This window comes from Rufibacter glacialis (genome assembly GCF_008271745.1).
Lineage (GTDB): Bacteria > Bacteroidota > Bacteroidia > Cytophagales > Hymenobacteraceae > Nibribacter > Nibribacter glacialis.
Genome location: NZ_VKKZ01000025.1, coordinates 60,557 through 82,601, shown reverse-complemented (window position 1 = coordinate 82,601; position 22,045 = coordinate 60,557). Strand labels below are relative to the sequence as shown.

General features: G+C 53.6%; 18 protein-coding genes. 9 read left to right on the top strand and 9 right to left on the bottom strand.

Annotated elements, in window-relative coordinates:
- Positions 1–582 precede the first annotated feature (582 nt).
- The 4 genes from FOE74_RS19475 to FOE74_RS19460 all read left to right on the top strand — a co-directional run bounded on the left by FOE74_RS19475 (position 583) and on the right by FOE74_RS19460 (position 4,773).
- Complete coding sequence (locus FOE74_RS19475; RefSeq protein WP_149100314.1) at positions 583–2,583, top strand: alpha/beta hydrolase family protein; 2,001 nt, start codon at positions 583–585, stop codon at positions 2,581–2,583.
- Positions 2,580–2,978: a VOC family protein gene (locus FOE74_RS19470; RefSeq protein ID WP_149100313.1), complete on the top strand. Its 399-nt coding sequence runs from the start codon at positions 2,580–2,582 to the stop codon at positions 2,976–2,978. Before FOE74_RS19475 ends, FOE74_RS19470 begins: the two co-directional genes overlap by 4 nt.
- A 226-nt stretch (positions 2,979–3,204) precedes the next feature.
- Positions 3,205–3,963: a rhamnogalacturonan acetylesterase gene (locus FOE74_RS19465; protein ID WP_149100312.1), complete on the top strand. Its 759-nt coding sequence runs from the start codon at positions 3,205–3,207 to the stop codon at positions 3,961–3,963.
- A gap of 132 nt (positions 3,964–4,095) precedes the next feature.
- Entirely contained in the window at positions 4,096–4,773 is a 678-nt protein-coding gene (locus FOE74_RS19460) for a LamG domain-containing protein (RefSeq protein WP_149100311.1), read from the top strand.
- A gap of 154 nt (positions 4,774–4,927) precedes the next feature.
- On the opposite strand, the gene fbp is transcribed toward FOE74_RS19460, so the two are convergent.
- The 9 genes from fbp to FOE74_RS19415 all read right to left on the bottom strand — a co-directional run bounded on the left by fbp (position 4,928) and on the right by FOE74_RS19415 (position 14,658).
- Positions 4,928–5,917, bottom strand: coding sequence for a class 1 fructose-bisphosphatase (gene fbp, locus FOE74_RS19455; RefSeq protein WP_149100310.1), 990 nt, complete (start codon positions 5,915–5,917; stop codon positions 4,928–4,930).
- A gap of 175 nt (positions 5,918–6,092) precedes the next feature.
- Positions 6,093–7,739, bottom strand: coding sequence for a UxaA family hydrolase (locus tag FOE74_RS19450; protein ID WP_149100309.1), 1,647 nt, complete (start codon positions 7,737–7,739; stop codon positions 6,093–6,095).
- Between the two features lie 351 nt (positions 7,740–8,090).
- A complete protein-coding gene (locus FOE74_RS19445; RefSeq protein WP_149100308.1) occupies positions 8,091–9,080 on the bottom strand; it encodes a Gfo/Idh/MocA family protein in 990 nt (329 codons plus the stop codon).
- Positions 9,081–9,182: 102 nt separating this feature from the next.
- Positions 9,183–9,821 (bottom strand): HD domain-containing protein, encoded by a 639-nt coding sequence (locus FOE74_RS19440; protein WP_149100307.1) that lies wholly within the window; start codon positions 9,819–9,821, stop codon positions 9,183–9,185.
- A gap of 24 nt (positions 9,822–9,845) precedes the next feature.
- Positions 9,846–10,472, bottom strand: a complete 627-nt coding sequence (locus tag FOE74_RS19435; RefSeq protein ID WP_149100306.1) for a carboxypeptidase regulatory-like domain-containing protein — start codon at positions 10,470–10,472, stop codon at positions 9,846–9,848.
- Positions 10,459–11,046 carry an RNA polymerase sigma factor gene (locus tag FOE74_RS19430; RefSeq protein ID WP_149100305.1) on the bottom strand — a complete coding sequence of 196 codons (588 nt, stop codon included), beginning with the start codon at positions 11,044–11,046 and terminating at the stop codon, positions 10,459–10,461. The genes FOE74_RS19435 and FOE74_RS19430 overlap by 14 nt, the downstream gene beginning before the upstream one ends.
- A 517-nt stretch (positions 11,047–11,563) precedes the next feature.
- Positions 11,564–12,736, bottom strand: coding sequence for a L,D-transpeptidase family protein (locus FOE74_RS19425; RefSeq protein WP_149100304.1), 1,173 nt, complete (start codon positions 12,734–12,736; stop codon positions 11,564–11,566).
- Positions 12,737–12,778: 42 nt separating this feature from the next.
- Positions 12,779–13,654 carry a universal stress protein gene (locus FOE74_RS19420; RefSeq protein ID WP_149100303.1) on the bottom strand — a complete coding sequence of 292 codons (876 nt, stop codon included), beginning with the start codon at positions 13,652–13,654 and terminating at the stop codon, positions 12,779–12,781.
- 167 nt (positions 13,655–13,821) lie between these two features.
- On the bottom strand, positions 13,822–14,658 hold the full coding sequence (locus FOE74_RS19415; RefSeq protein ID WP_149100302.1) for a universal stress protein: 837 nt from the start codon (positions 14,656–14,658) through the stop codon (positions 13,822–13,824).
- Positions 14,659–15,301: 643 nt separating this feature from the next.
- Here FOE74_RS19415 and FOE74_RS19410 point away from each other — a divergent pair.
- From FOE74_RS19410 to hemA, 5 genes are all read left to right on the top strand, one after another.
- Positions 15,302–16,849: a sensor histidine kinase gene (locus FOE74_RS19410; RefSeq protein WP_225840899.1), complete on the top strand. Its 1,548-nt coding sequence runs from the start codon at positions 15,302–15,304 to the stop codon at positions 16,847–16,849.
- Positions 16,850–16,858: 9 nt separating this feature from the next.
- The gene (locus tag FOE74_RS19405; RefSeq protein WP_149100301.1) at positions 16,859–17,308 is read left to right on the top strand and encodes a response regulator; all 450 of its coding nucleotides are present in this window, start codon (positions 16,859–16,861) and stop codon (positions 17,306–17,308) included.
- A 310-nt stretch (positions 17,309–17,618) separates the two neighbouring features.
- On the top strand, positions 17,619–18,845 hold the full coding sequence (locus FOE74_RS19400; RefSeq protein ID WP_149100300.1) for a hybrid sensor histidine kinase/response regulator: 1,227 nt from the start codon (positions 17,619–17,621) through the stop codon (positions 18,843–18,845).
- Positions 18,846–18,847: 2 nt separating this feature from the next.
- Positions 18,848–19,909: a response regulator gene (locus FOE74_RS19395; RefSeq protein WP_149100299.1), complete on the top strand. Its 1,062-nt coding sequence runs from the start codon at positions 18,848–18,850 to the stop codon at positions 19,907–19,909.
- 646 nt (positions 19,910–20,555) lie between these two features.
- Positions 20,556–21,824, top strand: a complete 1,269-nt coding sequence (gene hemA, locus FOE74_RS19390; protein ID WP_149100298.1) for a glutamyl-tRNA reductase — start codon at positions 20,556–20,558, stop codon at positions 21,822–21,824.
- Positions 21,825–22,045: the final 221 nt, after the last annotated feature.

Genomic DNA, 22,045 nt, shown 5'->3' with positions numbered 1-22,045 from the left:
GCAAATTCCCCAGGAGGAGCCCTTGGTACTTTAAACTGGTTTCTCTAAAAAGACCCTTGAAAGGGCAGGCCTAGCTCTTCTACTATTCTCGGGTTCAAGTTTCTAACTTGGACCTGAAATGCGCAGAAGTTTCCAACTTCTTAGAGACGATAGCTTCAAGAGTATCCTGGTGTTGGAATTTGCCGGTACCCGGAAGAAGAATATAAACTGACCAAAAGCAGGTTAGGTCTGTGTGAAAAGCGGGACCGGTAGAAAATAGATTTGGTCTTTGGTCTGTAAATAAGTGGCTGGAAATACGCTTGCTATTCGTGAAAAAAAACCGCATCTTGAAGAAGAAATAACGCCCTTAAAACAAAAGGAAAACGGGCTGTTTTCTGAAAAGGCATGGAAAACTGCCTTTTTTTAGAAAGGAAAGCGCAATCGATTGCGCGAGGAAGTTCAAAGAGGATATAAGAAGGCGCAAGCGGGTGCAAACCGTGGTGCTATAGAAGATTCAAAGCTTGCCGGCCCAGGGAAGGAGGGGATGTTATCTTTTTGTGCACAGGCGCCAAGGCCTTCTTAGATGATGATGAGGAAGTTTAAATGAAAGATAGTAAGTCTAAAAATATCATCCTTTCCTCGGCTTTGGCGTGCTTCTTGGCTCTCCCCCTGAAGCTAGAGGCCCAGGTGCTGCCCTTCAAGGGGCAGACGGTGTACAATGCCTATCTGGTACGGGACCTGCACCGGGCGTATGACCAGCGGCACGAGAAACTTACCCAGGCTTTGGCGTCCAAAGAAAGTTTACGCGCTTACCAGGCCGATGTGAAAAAAGAATACCTGCGCGTGGTGGGGCAGTTTCCGCAAAAACAGCCGCTAAACGCCAAGATCACGCGCCAGACAAAACAAGACGGTTACCGCATTGAGAACCTGGTCTATGAGAGCCGGCCTAACCACCACGTGACCGCTAACCTGTACCTTCCGGAGGGCAAGGGGCCATTTCCGGGGGTGATTCTGATGAACGGCCATGAAATGACGGCCAAGGCCACTGAGTCTTACCAGAAAACCGCCCGCCTCTTCGCCCGAAACGGGTTTGTGGTGCTGTCCGTTGATCCCTTTTCACAGGGGGAGCGGGTGCAACTCACGGACTCCACCGGCAAAAGCCTTACCCGCGGCTCTACCACTGAACATACCTTACTCAACGCCGGCGCCACCTTGGTAGGTACCAGCGTGGCCGCATACATGCTTTGGGACAACGTTCGGGGCCTTGATTACCTGGAGTCCCGGCCTGAGGTGGACAAAACCAGGATAGGCGCCTTGGGCAACTCAGGGGGCGGCACCCAAACCATGTACCTCATGGCCTATGATGACCGCATCAAGGTGGCCGCCCCTTGCAGCTACTTTACCCAGCGCGACCGCTACATTGAAGTTGCCGGCTCGCAGGACGGCTGCCAGTACATGCCTGGCGAAGGGAATTTAGAAATGGCGGATTTCATCATCGCGGCGGCGCCCAAACCGGTGCTTATCCTGGCTGCGGAAAATGATTTCGTGGACCATTACGGCACCCTCAAAGGCTTTGAGGAACTCCAAAAGGTATACCATACCCTGCAGGAGCCCGAGAAGGTGAAGCTCTTTGTGTGGCCAGACGGCCATGGCATTACCCAGCCCAAGCGCGAGGAAGCCGTCACCTGGTTCAGGAAGTGGCTGTACCAGGACAGCCGCCCGGTAAAAGAAGGGCAGGTAGGGGCGCTCCCTGAGAAAGACCTGCTGGCCACCAAAACCGGGCAGGTCAACACCGCCTTCTCCACCGAGGCCACCATTCAGAAACTGAATTTCGCCCTTTTCCAGGAGTTAGCCCCTAAACGCCAAGCCTTCCTCAACGAGCAGAACGAAAGCAAACTGAAAACAAAAGTACGGGAGGTGATCGGGTTGCAGCTGAACCAGGCCCCTGTTTTCACGGACCTGAGCGGCGAAAGCCAGACGGGGCAGTACCGGCTGGAGAAAAGGGTGGTGATGCGCCAGAGCGAATTGCCGGTTCCGGTGATGGTGTATGCACCGGTGGGGAATAAGGCGCCTTCCAGGATCGTACTCCGGTTAACCGATGCCGGCAAAGGCATGGAGACGCTGGCCAAAAACGAAGCCCTGATCCAGAAGGAAATGGCGGCCGGTACGGTGCTGGTGCTGGCGGATCTGCGGGGCATTGGCGAAACCAAAGATGACCCCAAACTGAATGACGCCAAGTACTGGAGCAGTGAATACCGCAACGCCGTGCTGAGCCTTCACCTGAAACGGCCGCTCCTGGCCCAACGGGTGCAAGACCTGACTTCGGTGCTGGATTTCCTCAAAAGCCAGAAAAGCTTGGCAAAGCTGCCGGTGCACGTGGAGGCCGAGGGCGTGTATGGTCCGGTGGTGACGCACGCGGTTTTCCTGGATCACCGCATAACCCAGGCCACTTTGTCTAATACCCTTACCACCTACCAGACCTTCCTTACCAATCCCCTGCAACAAGACATGTTCTCTCACGTGGTGCAGGGGATTCTCCAGTATTATGACCTACCAGATCTGGTAAAGAAAAGCGGCGGCCGCATCAAACAAACCTCTCTATGAAATTAGAACATTTCGCCCTCAACGTAGAAGACCCAGTGGCCATGTCGGCCTGGTACGTGCAGCACCTGGGCCTGCGTGTGGTACGCCAAATGAAGGAAGCGCCGTTCACCACTTTCCTTGCTGATGACAGCGGGCGTATCATGGTAGAAATTTACCTGAATCCCGCCCATGAGGTTCCGCCCTACCGCACCATGAACCCATTGCTGGTGCACCTGGCCTTCGTCTCTGAGAATCCTACCCTAGACAAAGACCGCCTCTGCGCCGCCGGGGCAACTGAGGTAACAAACCAGCATCTGGAAGACGGTTCGCACCTCATCATGCTGCGGGACCCCTGGGGCCTGGCCCTGCAACTTTGCAAACGCGGGGCGCCCATGCTGGCCCGACAGGAATGGTAAGCCACGCCCGGTCATTTAGCCCCTGTTTTTAAGATGATCGGCTCAAACCATCAGGTACCGGTGTTTCCTTGCCTCTAGCGGCAAGCCGATTCTTATCCTGTAACAGCAGCCTTTTGGACCGGACTTACCTTTACAAACTCAAAACCAGGGCCGGCAAGGGTGGGACACCAAAGGCAGTAACCGATTCTTTTCCTTCAAAATTCGCTTTTTAGAAACCCTTTCTCCTATGAAAATTACCTTCACTCTTCTGTTGTTGTGCTGCCTGGGGCTGATGTCTTTCCTAGCCCGGGAAAATGCGCCTGTCACCGTCTATCTCATTGGAGACTCCACCATGTCTATCAAAGAAACCAGGCACTACCCTGAAACGGGGTGGGGCATGCCCTTCAAGTACTTCTTTGATTCTACCGTGAAAGTGGAAAACCATGCCAAAAACGGCCGAAGCACCCGCACCTTCATAGATGGCAAGCTTTGGCAACCCGTGGCCTCTTCCATGAAGACCGGAGATTACCTGTTTATCCAGTTCGGGCACAATGACGAGATACCCACCAAGAAAAGCGCGACCACTGAAGCCGAATTCCAGACCAACCTGGAGCGTTTCATCACCGAGGCCAGAAAGAAGAACGTGGCTCCGGTGCTGATCACGCCCGCCGCCCGCCGTAAGTTTGATGCAACCGGCAAGCTGGAAGACACCCACGCCGTGTACTCCAATCTGGTGCGGTCGGTGGCCAAAAGGCAGAAGGTCGCCTTGCTTGACCTGGACGGCAAAAGTCAGGAACTGCTTCGGAAGTTGGGCCCCGAGGCCTCTAAACTCCTGTTCGTGCACCTCCAGCCCGAAGAACACCCCAACTACCCCAAAGGCAAAGTGGATGATACCCATTTCAATGAGTTGGGAGCGCGCGAAATGGCCCAGATTGTCTTAGCCGAGATGAAAGCCCAAAAAGTGGGATTAGCGGATAGAATTGTAAGACCACAGGTAAAGCAGTAGTATCTGCGGGATAAATGCCTAAAAATAAGTCCTTTCCGCCCCATTCTCGTTAAAGAAAAAGACGGTTCTGGTTTTGTTTCATGCGTGATTCCTTGAAAAGAGGCTGTAATCAAACATATAACTCCCGGCTCTATGAAAATCCTTCTCTACTTCTTGTCCTGGGGCTTGGTCTTGAGCTGTCTTTGCTCCTGTTCGGTGCAGAAACCCATTAGGTGGAACTTCGCTGGATTCCCCACCGTGGGCGGACATCCTACCACTGTCTTGGGTGAGCCTAAGGTCATTCAAGGCAAAGGCGGTGCCCGGGTAGTTTCTTTTGATGGCGTAGATGACGGGTTGTTGGTAGACCATAACCCCATTGCCGGAGCCGAAGAGTTTTCCATTGAAGTCGTATTCAAGCCCCATGCGGCCTGGCCCAACAACGTGGAGCAACGGTTCCTGCACCTGGAAGACCCAGCCACCAGGCAGCGCCGGATCCTGCTGGAACTTCGCCTGAACAACCGGAACCAATGGTACGCTGATTTTTTCATGAGCACCGATAATGGTTCGCTCACGCTCATTGATTCCAGCAAAACCCATCCGGTAGGGGAGTGGGCTACCATGACGCTTACCTACAAAGACAAAGAAATGCGAGGGTACGTGAACGGACAACTGGAACTATCAGGTAAGATAGAGTATATGCCTCTCCCTGCCTCGGCCAAAACCTCTATTGGTACCCGCATGGATAAACGTTCCTGGTTCAACGGGGAAATCAAACGCATCCGGTTCTGGAAAAGAGCCCTGCAACCCAAGAAATATTCTGATTACCTATAGAAAGAAGGAGCGAGGGCAAACTATTCTGCCGCTGGTTTCTTCCTCTGATTCCAACCTCTTTCTAGGAAAACCCTCAAACAAAGTATGCGTTCCGGGTCTGTTTTGCAGAAAACAGGCCCGGAACGCATACTTTGTTTGAGGGTAGATGGCGCGGTTACAGCGTCATGTATTTCTTTACTTTCTCAATCATCTCAGAGGAGCCAATCACCAGTGGGCAGCGCTCATGGAGTTCAGTGGGTACTTTGTCTAAAATACGGTGGATCCCGTCGGTGGCCTGTCCGCCGGCCTGTTCTGCAATAAACGCAAGGGGGTTGCATTCATAGAGCAGGCGCAGTTTCCCGGTTTTGTTTTTCGCTGAGGCAGGGTAGAAGTAAATGCCGCCTTTGAGCAAATTGCGGTGGAAGTCGGCCACCAAAGAGCCTATGTAGCGCGAGGAGTATTTCTGCTCTCGGCAGAATGCCAGGTAGTTCTGGATTCCCAAGGGGAAATTGCTCACGTTGGCGTCGTTGCAGGAGTACTGGTTGCCGTTGGCCGGGATCTTGATGTCTGGGTGCGAGAGGAAGAACTCCCCTAAAGACGGTTCATAGGTGAAACCGTTCACCCCATGGCCGGTGGTGTACACCAGCATGGTAGAGGCGCCATAGAGAATGTACCCCGCGGCGGCTTGCTGTGTGCCTTTTTGGAGGCAGTCTTCCAGGGTGCCGTTTTGCCCTACCTCAGAGATGCGGCGGTAAATAGAGAAGATGGTGCCAATAGGAATGTTCACCGAGATGTTGGAGGAACCGTCCAGCGGGTCCATGGCCACAATGTATTTGGCGTTCTGGTTGCCGGTATGGATAATGTCCTCATCTTCCTCAGAGACTATGGTGCAGACCTCGCCGCCGTTGCGCAAGGCCCTGATGAACCTGATGTTGGCGATCAGGTCCAGCTTCTGCTGCTCCTCGCCCTGCACATTCTGCTCCCCGTTAGAGCCCATGGTATCCTGGTCGGCGCGGGTGATCTCACGGCTCACTATTTTGGCGGCCAGGGCCAGATCGCGCAGCAGTTGTGACAGTTCGCCCGTGGCATACGGGAACTGCTCTTGCTTTCGCATGATGAATCGGTCTAGGGTGGTGCCTACGGGCAGGGCTAATGCATCATTCATACGGTAACAGGAGTTAGGTGATTTATCTCTATAGTTTGGTGGAAAGATACGTGAAAAAAGAAGGCCCTGTCTCCATGGCCGCAGGTGCCAGGCAACTGCAGCGGTAAAAAGACAAGGCCTAAGGTAAATAAGAAACAGGCCCTTTTTAAACCGGGGCCTGTTTCCAGAGGAGGTGTTACAAGGATACCCCGCGTTTCCACGGAATAAAGTCGTCTTGCTGCAGGGTTTTCTCCTTGGTCTCAATGCGGCCGCTGGCTACCTCAATGATGAAGTCCAGTACGTCTTCGCCCATCTCCTCAATGGTTTTCTCGCCTGAGATCACCGCACCGGTGTCAATGTCAATGATGTCTGGCATGCGCTGCGCCAGTTTGGTGTTAGAGGAAATCTTGATAACCGGAGTGATGGGGTTACCGGTGGGCGTGCCTAAGCCGGTGGTGAACAGCACAATGTTGGTGCCTGAGCCTACCAGGGCCGTGGTGCATTCCACGTCGTTGCCCGGGGTGCACAGCAGGTTCAAGCCAGGCTTGGTCACGTATTCCGGGTAGTCCAGCACGTCAACAATAGGGGAGTTTCCTCCTTTTTTGGCTGCCCCCGCTGACTTGATGGCATCGGTGATCAAGCCGTCCCGGATGTTGCCCGGGCTGGGGTTCATGTCAAAGCCAGAGCCTACCGCCTCAGCCGACTTGGCATAGGCGCGCATGAGAGACACGAAACGGTCAGCAGATTCTTCTTTCTCGCAGCGGTTGATCAGTTCCTGCTCCACGCCGCACAGTTCCGGGAACTCAGAAAGAACCGTCTTGCCGCCCAGGGCCACCAGAATATCAGAAGTATGGCCAATAGCGGGGTTCGCGGAAATTCCAGAGAAACCGTCTGAGCCGCCGCACTCCAAGCCAATGGAGAGCTTGCTCAACGGGGCGGGTTTGCGGGTCAGTTTATCGGCCTCTATCAAGGCCAGGAACGTCTGGCGGATAGCTTTGGACATCATTTCCTCCTCCGTGCCTTCTTTCTGCTGTTCCAGCACAATCAGGGGCTTGGAGAAGTTGGGGTTCAAGGCTTTAATCTTTTCTTCCAGGATGCTCACCTGCGCGTTCTGGCAGCCCAGGCTCAGCACGGTGGCACCGGCCACGTTGGGGTGGTGGATATAACCCGCCAACAGTGCGCACAGCATATCAGAGTCTTGTCTGATACCGCCGCAACCGCCTTCATGGGTCAGGAACTTGATGCCGTCTATGTTCTCAAACACGCGGCGCTGCACCGGGGCCGTGGTTTTTTGCAACGTAAGCGTGCCAATGGCCTCAGTGTTGCCCGACTGGTACAGGTCCACCATCTGTTGCACGTATGATTTGTAGACATCGCGCTGGCCAAAGCCCAGTTCGTCTAAGAACGCCTGTTTGATGATGTCTACGTTGCGGTTCTCGCAGAACACCAAGGGGATCACGAGCCAGTAGTTGCCCGTTCCTACCTGGCCGTCTTCGCGGTGGTAGCCCATGAAGGTCCTGTTCACCCACTTAGACACGTCTGGGGCAGTCCAGCCAATGGTTTTGGTTTTCCCGGTGAAGCCGTGTACCTGGTGCTGCACGTTGGCCGTGGACAGCACACCGCCCTGGGGAATGTCATAGACCGCCTTGCCCACCAGGGAGCCGTACATGAGGATCTCGTCACCGGCGGCCAGGGGCGTTTGGGCGAACTTGTGTTTGGCCTGGATGTCATCCACCAAAACAATCTGAGAACCTTCGAATTCTACGGTCTCGCCTTTTCTTAAATCCGTGAGTGCTACCAGCACATTGTCATTCGGATGGATTTTCAAAAATCTGTGTAACATATCTAAAACAGGTAGAATGTGCAATCGATTGCGCAAGATATCAATATTTATCTGATATTGAAAAATTTAGAACAAAATATTGCGGAAAATTAAAGTTTTTTAAAAGTCCTTCCCCAAACCCAGTTCTGGTTCCTAATTCCGGAAAAAATCAACCCAAAGCGTGTCCTTTTTGTGGCTCTTTGGGGCACCTTCTTTTTCCAGGGGAAGGAGAAGGAGGACTTGTTTACAAGACGTAAACGGAGAAAGCCTGAGAAAAATTCCTGCTGGCGTTTAGTGGCTATTCTGGGTGAAACAGCCGCTAAACACCGGCAGCATCTAAAACATGGAAAATCACTTCTTCCTGTCTGGGAATCAACGGCCTACTATCTGGTCCATGACCCAGGCGGTGCGCAGGGCAGACGCTCCGGTGCTAGGGCAGGTGCCCTTGCCCAGCAGGTCCTGCACCACCGTTTCAATGAAGGGTTGTTGCACGTGCGGGGGAGGGGGCAGCAGAAACTCTTCCACCCCGGCGGCGGTCTCTAAAATGACCGGCGTTAAGGCGAAGGAGGGGAACGTGATCTTCCCTTTGGTGCCGATGACCTCGGTTTGGTCTGTGAACTGGGCTGGCGGTACGGTGAAACACCAGGTGCCGGTGCCCAACACGCCGTTGCCAAACCTGAACTGCCCGGTCACAATGTCCTCGGCGGGATAAAGGCCGGCCTGGTTGGCGGTCTGCCCAGAGGCGGAGATAACAGGTCCCAGCAGAAAGTCCAGGAAATCCAGTTGGTGCGAGGCTAAATCAAAAAAGAGGCCTCCGCCCGAGAGCTCAGGCTGTACCCGCCAGGGCAGGTTCTCGGGGGACAGGTTTTCCTGCGCCGGGTGGTACAGCTTTAGGTTCACGAATTTCACCTCCCCAATGGCCCCGCCGTCTACCAGTTCTTTCACTTTCAGGAAGGAAGGCAGGCACCGGCGGTAGTAAGCCACAAACAGCGGCACCTGGGCAGTTTCACAGGCAGTAACCATCTGCAGGCACTGCGCAAAGTTCAGGGCCATGGGCTTCTCCACGTAGACCGGTTTCCTGGCCGAAGCCACCTGCAGGGTATATTCGGCGTGGGAACCGGGCGGGGTGGCAATGTACACGGCATCTACCTCCGGGTCCTGGATGAGGGCCTGGGCATTGTCATACCATTTGGGCACGCCGTGGCGCCTAGCGTAATCCTGGGCCTTGGCCGCGTCGCGGCGCATGACGGCCACCAGTTGGGAGTGCGGAACCTTCTGGAAGGCGGGGCCGCTCTTGACTTCGGTTACGTCTCCGCAGCCAATAATGCCCCAGCGGATGGGGTTGCGTAATGTTTCTGCCATTTTTAGATTGCCTATTAAAAGAGGGAGCCAGCTCGTTTAGGTGTGCTTTTCTTAAAACAAGCCTGAAATCCACCTGCTCCGGAGGCAATTTACAAGAAGGGCTTAGGATGCGTTTAATAGAAGAAATTCTTTTTCCAGATTTATTCGTGCCAACGGCTCATATTCCGCCTGGAAGACCCCTGTCAGGTAGATGGTCTTTTTCTCCAGAAAGCGCTGAAGGACCTTTTTCCTGCCCGGGTTGTAGAGGAAGTCCGGGTACAAGCTATATTCTTTCCTGATCTGCTGGCTGTAAAGCAGGTACTTTTCCCAAGGGGCACCCAAAATGGCCAAATCAAAATCCAGCAGCCAAAGAACATCTGGGTTTCCGTTAGCGTGGGTTTGGTGATTTTTAGTGGCGAGGATCATTTCCTCCACCAAGGCAATCTCCTCCTGCGGCACCCCCAAGGCCTGCAACCTGCGCTGCGCGAGTTCGGCACTTTTCTCCTCATTCACTTTACTGCTGGCGCTGTATACCACATCATGGTAGAAATTGGCGAGCGCCACCATAGGCAAGGACAAAAGCTGCTGCTGATGCACATCTGCTAAGTAACACATGGCCTCAAGGTGATGCAGGTTGTGGTAGTAACATGATTTAGCTGAATACGCCTTTTCCAATTCTTCCCAGAATTGCCTGATCAGAGAATCGTTCTGCGTATACTGAGAAGCCACGGCTTGCCACGTCTGGAAGAGGTTTTGGTTCATCAGGTGCAGGAATAAGCAGGTAATCTATTTAGACCTTGCCATGGAAAACTGAAGGGTGTCATTGGTAGGAGCAACATAGGCACCTTTAGGAGGATATGCTGGATAACTGATCGTCAGCTCCGCCTTCCCTGAGGTTAGGTCCATCTCAAAGAAACCTTGGGCATCTGTCTCCCTTTTGGCCGTGTCTCCCATCACCTGCACTTTGGCTCCCTGTAAGGGAATACCCTCAGGGGACAACACCTTCCCCTTCAGTTTCCAGGGAACAGTAGTTTCCTGGGTCTGCGGAGCGGAATGAGAGGCAGGTCGGTTGAAATAATGATGGTACACCACCTCGGCTAAGGCGAAGACCAGCACGAACAGCAGGGCAATAATTTGCCAGAGGGGTAAGTGAAACGCTTTCCTTTTGCGCTTTTTCTGGGCCAGCAGGTTTTTCAGCCGGCCCCGCGTTTCCCGCACCGCCCGTGCCACGCGGGCAGGTTGGGCCAGGTGCATGCCTTCCAGAAGGTCAGCGCACATCTCACAGGAAACCAGGTGCTGTTCTATCTGGTGCCGTTGGGGAGCGGATAGGTCACCGGATTGGTAGTGCCGCAGCTCCTCCAGCGATGGATGCTCCTCGGTTTCCCAAGCGTGTTGGTGGTTACTCCTGCTCATAGTTTTTGTTCATGAAGTTTTTCAGGTTTCGTTTGCCATTCTGGATGTGGCTTTTCACTTGGCCAAGGTCATATCCGGTCAGGTCGGCTACTTCTTTGTAGCTTTTTTTCTGCAGGTAAAAGAGGTCTACGCACACGCGTTGCTCCGGACCCAGCTCTTGCAGGGCTTTGGCCAGGAGTTGCACCTGCTGTTCCTGGTCCTGGTCAGGGTCTGGTTCAGCAAAAGCCGTTTTCTCCACGGCCGGCAGCAAGGTATCATCCAAGGGTGACACGCCGCGGCTTTTCTTGGTCCGGAGGTACATGAGGCAATGGTTCTTGGCCAGCACGTGCAGCCAGCTCTTGAAATTGGTGATCTCATGCTTATGCAGCGCTGTGATGAGGTGCTCAAAGATGTGCATGGTGGCATCTTTGCTTTCGTCTTCGTCTTTCAGGTACTTCAGGCACACCAGGTACACCATCTCAGTGTACCGCTCAAACAATTGCCCTACCAGCGCCAGCTCGCCCGTGTCGCGGTACTGCTGGATCAGGTCCAGGTCTTGGGGCGGTTTGGCGCGGGAGAACAGTTTTAGAAACATAGAGTAGACCGGTATGCTTGCCTAAAGAAACTGATTTAAAGGAAAGTTTGAAACCCTGGCGTCCTGCTGGGCCTCCTTCTTTTACCACAAGATGCGGCAAGGCCCCTGAATCCATAAACTCACCCTAGGATTTTCTTCGCTGCTCCTAGCAGATGCCGCCGCTGTCCTGCTTTTTCAGGTGGGTTATTTGAGGGCTACTTCTGGAAAACCAGGCGTAAAAGGAGCAGCCAGGTGGTGGGTCAAATTGCCAATCTCTCCCTCCGTTTTACCCACCCGCAGTTGCCTGGTGTGGAGCCCTGCCATCCTTTCCTGAGGTCCTGGTTGAGGTGGTGTAAAGCTCAAAGAAGCAACCTGTTTACCAGCAGATTTTATAGAAAGGCCCCTGAAACACCACTTGCTCAGAAAGGTGATTCAGGGGCCTTTTCCTGATAAAGTAGGAAAAACGCTGGTATATTTCAACCCTAACGCCAGGCTGGGAATACCTATAAAGCGATGATCAGGTGAAGGGTCCGGCCGTTTACAACCCAAACCACAGCAGGGCATTTCTGTCTAAGCCGTAGAGGTCTTTCCTGAAGTGGAGTTGCCCAGCATCATCTACCCAACTGGTGTAATAGGCCAATTTCACCTTGACTGGTGTGGGCAAGAAGATGGCTTTTTCTGGGGAGGTTTGTTTCAGAAGCGGAGCGGGCGGTAAATTCTGGGGCCAGTGGTGGTTCAATAAGTAGGTAGCCAAGGTTTCTGGGTGCTGCACGCGTACGCAGCCATGGCTGTAGACCCGGGTTGGGTGCTGAAAAAGGGCCTTGGCCGGGGTATCATGCAGGTAGATGTCATGTGGGTTAGCGAACATGAACTTGATGCGGCCCAAGGCATTATTTGCCCCCGGCGACTGCACCACCAGATAAGGTTCTTTGGCCGGGTCTAGGCGGTGCCAGTTCACGCTGGCCGGAGAGACTAACGTGCGGGTGGTGCCAGAGAGTCGGAAAAGCTGCATCCGGTTCCGGGCCAGGTAGGCCGGGTCTCTCCGCATGAGGGGGATGATCTCACGCCGGAAGATGCTTTGGGGCACCGTCCAGGTAGGGTTCAGGACCAGATACCCGATGCGGCTCTCCAGAGGGAGGGTCTGGTAGGCTTCTCCTGGTTGGCCTACCACCACCCGCGTCTGCCAGGCTTCCCGGCCCGTGGAGTCCAGCAGGTGCAGGGTGAAGTTGGGGATGTTGACCAAGACCTGGCGTTCAGGTACCTGGGCAGCAGCTTCCTGCCGCCGTTGCAGGTTAACCTGGAGCTGCCGGAGGCGTTGGGCGGGCGAAACGTTCAGGGCTTCCAGCGTCTGGTTTCCAACCACGCCATCGGCCGGGAGGCCGTGCCGGCGCTGGAACCACCTCACAGCCTGTTGCAGGTGGGCGTCATAGGTGCTGTCTTCTGGCGCCACGGTGGCCGGTAAGTCACCGGTAAGCAGGAGGTTTTGCCTTAAGTCAACGTGGCAGGTATCGGATTCCTCGGCTTTGAAGCACACATTCTCCTTAAAGAAAACCCATTGGTTCTGCTGGGCCAGCGCCTGGTATTTGAGGATGGCCTGCTGTAAACGGGCCACTTGAACGGCAGGGGCAAAGGTGGTGGTTTGCTGGAAAGCGCTTGGTCCCATTAAAACCCAAACCGCCAGACTCAGCACGTAGAAGGTTCTCTTTTTCATGCGAAAAGAACACACGAAGGTTGCACAACGGGCAAGGGGAAACTATCCTACCGGAACCCCTTTGGGGAGGGTAGGGCGGGGCGCCTGATAATGGTACGGGTTGGCGGGCAGCGTTAACAAAGGCGTGAAAGCCTGCAGCGCCAGCTCTTTGGTGATGCTGTGGTGGAAAAGGCTTTCCAGCAGGTCGCGGTCCTGGATGGAGACGGCCAGCAAATCCATCTGGTTCTCCTCCACAAATTCCCTGAGACCGGTTACCACGTCTTCATGTGGTAGTTGCGCCACGCTATAGTTCTGCCGGGGAAAGTTCTTGGCGATGCTTTTGAGTACCTGTTCATCAGGGACAATATTCAGCTCCGTCTCACTGGTCACGTTGATGATGTGCACCTCAGCGCCCAACCCCGCCGCCACCTGGAAAAGCTGTTTCAGGTACACGGTCTCCTCGGTCTCAAAGTCAGAGGCGTACGCTATGTGGCGCACCGTGCGGAAGGTGGCCTGGCCAGGCACCACCAACACGGGGCAGGGAGCCTCTTTGATGAAGGTGGAGGTGTTGGTGCCCACCAGTTTGCTCAGGACATTGCTGGCTCCTTTGGTGCCCATGACCACCAGGTCCACGGCCTGCGTCTTCACTAGGTCATTGACCAGCGGAATAAAGGGCCCGTAAAGGCAGAACGTTTCCACCTCCAGCGCATACGTCTGCTTCAGCTGCAAGGCCAGCTTCTGCAGTTCCTCCTCAGAATACTCAATCAGGTGCGTATCTATGGCCAGCAGAGGCATGCTCTCTGGTAAAGCAGAGGTGGGCACACTCACGGTGTGCACCACCAGCAACCTGCTACCGGTGCTTACCGCCAGCGAGGCGGCATAATGCACCGCATTGGTAGCGGTTTTTGAAAAATCGGTGGGAACTAGAAGGGTAGCCATAAGCGTGTCACGTTAAGGAAAACCAACAAAAGGAGCTGATTTCTGCAACAAAAGTACCCTGGCCCCTATGCAACCGAAATGACCTTGGTCAAAGCCTAAAATGATGGTTGTCAGTCTGGGCTCTTCCTGTCCTCTTTCCGCTGCGCGGGGCTGCCTGGTCTACCGGGCTATTTCTTGTAAGGCAGTACTAACAACGGCAGAAGCGGGTGCGAGCTGATGGTCTGGGTTTTGCTCTGGAAGAAAAGTTGCCAGAAATTGTTATTGCGGGAGCCCATCACCAACAGGTCTGCGTGTTGCGCGGTGCAGAAGTGCTGGATACCGAGTTCTACTTTCTTGGCAGTTTCCAGGAAGTAGCTCATATGCGGGTACATTGAGCGCCGGCAGATCAAGCGTAGCTCCGCCTCTGCCTGGGCACGGGTGTCCAGGGCGTCGTCCATGAGAATGTGCAGAAACTGGATCTCTGCGTTGAAGGCGGCGGCTAGTTGCGTTACAAAACTCACGTCAGTGAAAGAGTCCGCTTTCAGGTCGGTGGCATACACGATTTTGCGCAGGGGCTGGAACGTAGCCTGGGGCGGAAGAACGAACACGGGGCAGGGCACAGTGCCAATGATCTTGGAGGTCACCGAGCCTGGAAAGGAAATCTCCAGCCCTTCGTGCGCCAGCACAATGAAATCTGCCTCGGTCTCAGCGGCGGCCTGGGGCAGGGTGGTGGTAATAGGGCCCACCCGCAACTCACTCTGTACCCCGGGAACGTTTTGGGAAAAGGAGAACAGCTTTTCCTTGGCCAGCCTTACCTGTGTCTCCCTGTTTTTCTGCTCCTCCACATCTGGAATGGGTTCCATGAAGGGTACGCCCCCCACCGGCATGTGGCGCACCGGCTCTTCCTGCGGAACGCTGTGGAACAACACCAACTGGGCCTTCAAGCTGCCCGCCAACTGCTGCGCGAAGTCCATGGCAACCTTTGAGATAGGGGTGAAATCTGTGAGGCAGAGAATCTTTTCCATAGGGGTAGGTTTTAAAGGGTTGGGAACGTGGTTCTTATTTCCTTTTACTCCGTTTCGCCTTAATAAGATTCTTTATGAAAAGGTGGGTGCTTGGGAGGTGGTAGCGTAAGTGCTGGCTGCCAGGAGGAAAGGACAAAGCAGAGGAAGCCCCCGCCATTTCAAACCCCGTTTTGAAAAAGAAGCCTAAAAACACCTCAAGGTTGAGTCCCCATTCACCCGTAGAAGATGGCTTGGGAGGTTTTCTGAGATACCTGAGAAGAATACCTAGGACCAATCCTTGTGCATCTGGAGGATCAACCCATTCCCAGGTTTCCAGGCCATATTTTCAAAAGAAGGGTTTTTCTGCACCGGGCAGCAGGAAGATGAACCTGTTTAGTAAAGGCAAAACAAAGTACCCTAGCCCTTGCTGCGTGTTTTCACCAGCAAGCGAAAAGGGGCCTGCGTCTAGGTAGTTGGTGAAAATACCAACCAGGGTAGCGGGGTGGTCAATCCTTCAGCTTTACTAAACAGCTTTTTTGTTTTAAGCCTGTTTTTCTGCCAACAAGCCGTAAATAAGACTCCTATCCCTTTCCGTTCGTTGGGAAGTGACGAAGATCATTGAAAAAAAAGGCCAGAGTGCCTACTTTTATAAAAATACCTGAACTTGGAAGAACCGTTGCAGCCCCCCCGCCAGATGAACCTGGATGACCAGGCCCGCCTTAAAGCCATCATTGACACCGCCATTGACGGCATCATCACCATTGACCAGCGCGGTATTATTGAGACCGTGAACCCGGCCGCCGCCCGCATTTTTGGGTATGCCCCGGAAGAGGTGATTGGGCAGAACATCAAGATCCTGATGCCGGAACCTGATAAAAGCCGCCATGACGGGTACCTGGAAAATTACCACCGCACCGGCGAAGGCCAGATCATAGGCAAAGGCCGCGAGGTGGTGGGCATGCGCAAAGACGGTTCCCTGTTTCCGTTCCTGCTCAGCATCAGTGAGGTGAAACTGCAAGACAAGGTCATCTACACGGGCATTGTGCATGACATCTCCCAGCAGAAAAAGGCAGAGCAGTCGCAGCGCGAAAGCGAGAACAAAATCAAATCCATTATTCAGGCGGCGGTAGACGGCATTATCACCATTGATGACCGCGGTATTATGGAAATGGTCAACCCGTCTGCGGCCCGGTTATTCGGGTACCAGGAGGAAGAGCTGCTAGGCAAGAACATCTCGGTGCTCATGCCCGAGCCCGACCACAGCCGGCATGACGGCTACATAGAAAACTACCACCGCACCGGCCAGCGCAAGATCATAGGCATTGGCCGCGAGGTCTCTGGCTTAAAGAAAGACGGCACCGTTTTTCCGCTGTACCTGAGCATCAGTGAAGTGCAGCTCACCAACCGCAAGGTCTATACCGGGTTTATCCATGATATTACGCAGCAGAAAGTAAGCGAGGAACGCCTACGCCGGTACGCGGCCGAATTGGAGCGCAGCAACGGCGAGTTACAGGATTTCGCCTATGTCTCATCGCATGACCTGCAGGAACCGCTCCGCAAGATCCAGGCCTTCGGGGACCGGCTCAAAACCAAGGAGCAGGCTAACCTCAGTGGACAGGGGCAGGATTATGTAGACCGCATGCTGAACGCCGCGGTGCGGATGCAGAACCTCATTAATGACCTGCTCACTTTCTCCCGCGTGACCACCAAGTCAAAGCCCTTTGAGGAAGTAGACCTCAACGCGGTGCTGAACGGGGTACTGTCTGACCTGGAGATCACCATTGAGCAAACCAAAACGGTGATTGAGCGCACCCCGCTGCCCACCATTGAGGCCGAACCCACCCAAATGCGCCAGTTGTTCCAGAACCTGATCAGCAACGCCATCAAGTTCCGGAAAGACTCTGGCACCCCGGTGGTGCGCATTGCCGCGCGTAACGTGCAACGTACCGCCCACTTAACGTCCACCCCCGGAGATGAGCACGTGGAGATTGAGGTGGCAGACAACGGCATTGGGTTTGACGAAAAGTACCTTGACCGGATTTTTAATATCTTTCAGCGTCTGGAAGGGCAGAAATACGAGGGATCAGGCATCGGGTTGGCCATTTGCCGCAAGATCGCCATCCGCCACGGCGGAGATATCACCGCCCGCAGCACGCCCGGCGTGGGCACTACGTTTATCATTTCGCTTGCCACCAGACACCTACAGGAATAGCTTGACACTATGAGCCGCAACAAAAGAACCATTGTGATTCTGATTGCCGATGATGACGCCGAAGACCGCATGCTGGTCAAAGACGCCTTAGAGGAGAACCGCCTGACGAACGAAATCCAGTTTGTGGAAAACGGCGAGGAATTGGTAGACTACCTGCACAACCGCGGCCGGTTCACTGACAAGACCCAGTACCCTACGCCCGGCCTCATCTTGCTGGACCTCAACATGCCCAAGAAAGACGGGCGCGAAGCCTTGAAAGAGATAAAAGCCGATGAGCATCTGCGCGTGATCCCGGTGGTGGTGCTCACAACCTCCAAAGCCGAGGAAGACATCCTGCGCACTTATGACCTGGGGGTGAGCTCATTCATCACCAAACCCGTGACCTTCGCGGCGCTGGTAGACGTGATGAAAACCCTCACCAAGTATTGGTTTGAGATAGTGGAACTTCCCAAGGCGTAGGGATTGATTGATTGATTGATTGATTGATTGATTGATTGATTGCGCTTAGGGTAGGCATCCAAGTGGAGTTTTCCTTCCCCTTCTGTCATCCTGAAAGGATTTTGTGGGCGAACGGTAATAGCGTTTGTTTCGCCGCCTTTCCAGTTTGCTCAAAAGATCTTTTCAAAATGACAAAATGGGGAAGGCAAGAGGGAAACAAGGGTTTTTCAGTAGATCTACTTTTTGCCGTCACCTGTTTTTAGCCTGTTTTTCAGAAAACAGCCGTAATACATGACCCATTTGCCGCTTAAACGGCGATAACCTTTACCCCATGGCCGATCAAATACGAATCTTGTTAGTGGACGATGATGAAGACGATTTCGTGATCACCCGTGACATCATTCAGGACATACCGGGCCGGCATTACCACCTGGACTGGACGGCTTCTTTCCCTGAAGCCCTCGGGCTCATCCGGAAGAGGAAGCATGACGTGTACCTGGTAGACTTCTTCCTGGGCGCACATGACGGGCTGGAACTCATCACGCAGGCGGTGGCGGAAGGCACCACTGCCCCGTTTATCCTGCTCACCGGCCAAACCGACCGTGAGACGGACGAGAAAGCCATGCGGGCCGGGGCTTTGGATTACCTGGTGAAAGGTACCTTCAACCCCTATGATCTGGAGCGGTCCATCCGCTACAGCATAGAGCACGCCAAAAGCCTCTGTGAAATTCAGACCCTCAACGCCCAATTAGAGCAACGAGTAGAGGAAAGAACCCAGGAGCTGGCCGAGGCCATCCAGAAACTGGAGCAGACGAACCGCATTCTGTATGAGGCGCAACTGGATATTGAGAAAGCGCTGCAGAAAGAGAAAGAGCTGAACGAGCTCAAGTCCAGGTTCGTGACCACGGCCTCGCATGAGTTCCGCACACCATTGAGTACGGTCTTGTCCTCGGCCTCCATCATCTCGCGCTACAAAACCACTGAGGAAGACGATAAGCGCCTGAAGCACGTAGAACGCATCAAATCTGCTGTACAGAACCTTACCGTGATCCTGAATGACTTCCTGTCCATGAGCCGCATTGAGGAAGGGAAAGTGTACAACATCCCGTCCAGGTTCAACCTGGTAGGCTTTACCAAAGAGGTGGTGGAAGACATGCAGGCGCTGGTGAAGGAAGGGCAAAGGATTAAGTTCCAGCACCGGGGCTCCGAGGAATTCGTGCAACTGGACAAGCAACTGCTCAAGAACATCCTCATCAACCTGCTTTCTAACGCGAGCAAATATTCGGCAGAGGGCAAGACCATACACCTCACCACCGCCATTACCCCCGGTTCCGTGGCCATCACGGTACAGGATGAGGGCATCGGGATACCCACCCCAGACCACACCCATTTGTTTACCCCGTTTTTCAGGGCTCAGAACGCCACCAACATCCAGGGCACCGGCCTGGGCCTGAACATTGTCAAAAGATACGTAGAAGTCATGGAAGGGGCGCTCACCTTTACGAGTGCACTGGACCAGGGCACCACCTTTCACCTTTCATTTCCGCAACCCGCCTAGCCATGAAGAAAATACTGCTCATAGAAGACAACCAGGAAATCAGGGAGAATACCGCTGAGATTCTTTCGCTCGCCAACTACCAGGTGGTGGAAGCCGAGAACGGGAAAGTGGGCGTAGACCTGGCCCGCCGGGATCAGCCGGACCTCATTATCTGTGACATCATGATGCCGCAGCTGGATGGGTACGGCGTACTGCACCTGCTGAGTAAAAGCCCAGAGACTTCCAGTATTCCCTTCGTGTTCCTGACCGCCAAATCTGAGAAGGACGACTTCAGGAAAGGGATGAAACTGGGCGCTGATGATTACCTCACCAAGCCCTTTGATGACCTGGAATTGCTGGACGCGGTGGAAATGCGCCTCAAGAAAAACGAACTCCTGAAAGCGGAGTTCCAGAAGAGCGTGCAGGGCCTGGATCAGTTCATTCAGGAGGCCAAAGGCTATGAAGACCTGAACAAGCTGATCTCAGACGAGCGCCGGGTAACGGTGTTCAAGAAAAAGCACAACCTGTTTTTAGAGGGCAAATACCCCAACGCGCTGTTCTTCCTGAGCAAAGGCAAGGTAAAAACCTACAAAGCCAACGAAGACGGCCGCGAGTACATCACCAACCTCTACAAAGACGGCGATTTCATTGGTTATCTTGATCTACTGGAGGAAAACGCCTACCGTGAATCTGCCATGGCGCTGGAAGACTCAGAGGTGTACCTCATTCCCAAAGAGGACTTTTTCACGCTGCTGCACCAGAACCGCGACGTGGCTAACAAGTTCATCAAAATCCTCTCTGATAACCTGGCCGACCGCGAAGACCGGCTCCTGAAACTGGCCTATAATTCCGTGCGCAAACGGGTGGCTGAGGCGTTGATTCTGCTGGAGAAACAGTACCAGCAAGAAGGGGAAATCGTAACCGAGATGTCTATTTCCCGAGAGGACCTGGCCAGCATTGTAGGCGCCTCCAAAGAAACCGTCATCCGTACCCTCGCCGACTTCAAAGACGAAAAGCTCATTGACACCCGCGGCAGCAAGATCTTTATCCTGAACTCCCAGAAGCTGGCCAAAATGCGGAACTAAGTGTTCAGTGAGAGAATGAATGATTGAGAGATTGAATGATGGAGAGAATGAGTGAATGTGTTTTGGGCTTGATTTCAAGAGAACAGGCTTAAAACTAGTTTATTGCTTTTGATTTATGTAGCAGCTTTCACTGGCGCGAGCCTTCAATTCGTGTGCGGCCGCCTGGAGGAACCTGCTTTTGAAGCCAGCTTATCTGTACCCGTGACAGTAGTTTTCCGGCTGGTTTATAGAAAACCGCCGGAAAACAGTTTGCTTTGGAAGGCTGTTGGCAGAGACACTCGTAGGACCTCCGGACACTACGAGGTCTTTTGATTTACTGGTCTAACTTTAGAGAAGATGTTTTAGAAGGGGACTAAGACCTCGCCATTAAACCAAGTCCTTAATCTACCCGGATTTGACAACAAACAAGTGAGGTGATAAAAAAGGTAGGTGCTGCTGCTGCCTCAGCCATAGTGCTTGCTCCAAAGACCTCGTAGTGTCCGGAGGTCCTACGAGTGTCTCTGCCACCAGCCGTTTTTAGGCCTTTTTCCAGCAATCAGGCTCAAAACATCCCAATAGACTGATATATCCTAGCCGCAAAACTGACGAATATCATAGTTAGGGCGGCTGCTTCTGCTGAAATTTGCCTTGGGTTTTAGTCAAAACAATGCAGAACGTATTCAAAGCCCTTACTTTATCGTACAAGCACGCCCCTATTGCAGTTCGTGAAGCAGTAGCGCTCAATGAGATAGGATGCCGGAATCTTCTGGATAAAATAAGGGAGTTCACCTCGGCCCAGGAGGTGCTGGTGCTCTCTACCTGCAACCGCACAGAGGTGTATTATGCCGCGGAGAAAGACTATTCACAGGAGATTATCAAGCTCATTGCGTTAGAGAAAGGCTTTATTGCCACCCGGGAGATTGCCCCTTATTTCCAGCACCTGACCAATCTCCAGGACGCCATGCGGCATCTTTTTCAGGTGGCCCTGGGCCTGGAGTCGCAGGTGGTAGGGGACATGCAGATCCTGAACCAGGTGAAGAACGCCTACCAGTGGGCTACGGAGGCTAATTTGGTAGGCCCGTTCCTGCACAGACTGCTGCACACCATTTTCTTCACGAACAAACGCGTGGTGAACAAGACCGGCTTCAAAGACGGGGCTGCCTCGGTCTCTTATGCCACGGTAGAACTGGTGGAAGAACTCACCAGAGGCCTGGACAACCCCAAGGTACTCATGCTGGGGGTAGGAGAGATAGGAGCCAATGTCTGTGACAACTTCCAGAAATCAAGGGTGCGCAACATCACCATTGCTAACCGCACCCACCACAAAGCCTTTGACCTGGCCCAGAGATGCCAGGCCCGTGCCATTTACTGGGAGAACGTCTGGGAAGAGATGGCCACGGCCGAAGTGGTGATTTCCTCGGTGCCCGGCGATTATTTCTTTATCAGCAAGGAAGCCGTGGCCAAATTAGGAGACCTACGCCCCCGGTTTTTTGTGGACCTGTCCATGCCCCGCAGCATAGACAGCGCCTTGGAACAACTGGCCGGCACCAAGGTCTACAACGTGGACAACATCAAAAACCGCGCTACTGAGGCCCTGGACAATCGCTTAGGGGCCATACCCGCCGTGCAGGAAATTATCTCTGAGGCCATGGTGGAATTTACAGCCTGGACCCAGGAAATGGGCATGTCTCCGGCCTTGCAACAGTTCAAGAACCGGTTAGAGGAAATCCGGCAGCGCGAACTGGCCCGGTATGTAAAGCAACTCAGCCACCAGGAAAAGGAACTGGTAGAGACCATTACCAGGAACATCCTGAACAAGATCGTGAAGATGCCGGCGCTGGAACTGAAGGCCGCCTGCCAGCGCGGGGAGTCGGAAGCCTTGATGGAGGGCCTAAGTGCCTTGTTCAACCTGGAGAAGGAGCCTCAGACTGTGTAGAAGCTTTCCCTTTCAGGCTGGATTATTTTCTTCACTGAAGTAAGAAATATAGAGTGCAGGTTTCCAACGTGGACCTCCTTTTCTGGAAGTCTAAAACTCTCTTGTGGCGACAGCCTCACTTGGCCTTTGCTTGGCCAACTTATAATAAGGAGCATTGGGCAGGAACAAACCTTGCCTTTCCCAGAAGCGGTTCAAGGAACTTGATAGGTTTTTGAGGCATG

Coding starts and splice junctions, on each gene's coding strand:
- FOE74_RS19475 (WP_149100314.1), top strand. CDS start 583: ATGAAAGATAGTAAGTCTAAAAATATCATCCTTTCCTCGGCTTTGGCG.
- FOE74_RS19470 (WP_149100313.1), top strand. CDS start 2,580: ATGAAATTAGAACATTTCGCCCTCAACGTAGAAGACCCAGTGGCCATG.
- FOE74_RS19465 (WP_149100312.1), top strand. CDS start 3,205: ATGAAAATTACCTTCACTCTTCTGTTGTTGTGCTGCCTGGGGCTGATG.
- FOE74_RS19460 (WP_149100311.1), top strand. CDS start 4,096: ATGAAAATCCTTCTCTACTTCTTGTCCTGGGGCTTGGTCTTGAGCTGT.
- fbp (WP_149100310.1), bottom strand. CDS start 5,917: ATGAATGATGCATTAGCCCTGCCCGTAGGCACCACCCTAGACCGATTC.
- FOE74_RS19450 (WP_149100309.1), bottom strand. CDS start 7,739: ATGTTACACAGATTTTTGAAAATCCATCCGAATGACAATGTGCTGGTA.
- FOE74_RS19445 (WP_149100308.1), bottom strand. CDS start 9,080: ATGGCAGAAACATTACGCAACCCCATCCGCTGGGGCATTATTGGCTGC.
- FOE74_RS19440 (WP_149100307.1), bottom strand. CDS start 9,821: ATGAACCAAAACCTCTTCCAGACGTGGCAAGCCGTGGCTTCTCAGTAT.
- FOE74_RS19435 (WP_149100306.1), bottom strand. CDS start 10,472: ATGAGCAGGAGTAACCACCAACACGCTTGGGAAACCGAGGAGCATCCA.
- FOE74_RS19430 (WP_149100305.1), bottom strand. CDS start 11,046: ATGTTTCTAAAACTGTTCTCCCGCGCCAAACCGCCCCAAGACCTGGAC.
- FOE74_RS19425 (WP_149100304.1), bottom strand. CDS start 12,736: ATGAAAAAGAGAACCTTCTACGTGCTGAGTCTGGCGGTTTGGGTTTTA.
- FOE74_RS19420 (WP_149100303.1), bottom strand. CDS start 13,654: ATGGCTACCCTTCTAGTTCCCACCGATTTTTCAAAAACCGCTACCAAT.
- FOE74_RS19415 (WP_149100302.1), bottom strand. CDS start 14,658: ATGGAAAAGATTCTCTGCCTCACAGATTTCACCCCTATCTCAAAGGTT.
- FOE74_RS19405 (WP_149100301.1), top strand. CDS start 16,859: ATGAGCCGCAACAAAAGAACCATTGTGATTCTGATTGCCGATGATGAC.
- FOE74_RS19400 (WP_149100300.1), top strand. CDS start 17,619: ATGGCCGATCAAATACGAATCTTGTTAGTGGACGATGATGAAGACGAT.
- FOE74_RS19395 (WP_149100299.1), top strand. CDS start 18,848: ATGAAGAAAATACTGCTCATAGAAGACAACCAGGAAATCAGGGAGAAT.
- hemA (WP_149100298.1), top strand. CDS start 20,556: ATGCAGAACGTATTCAAAGCCCTTACTTTATCGTACAAGCACGCCCCT.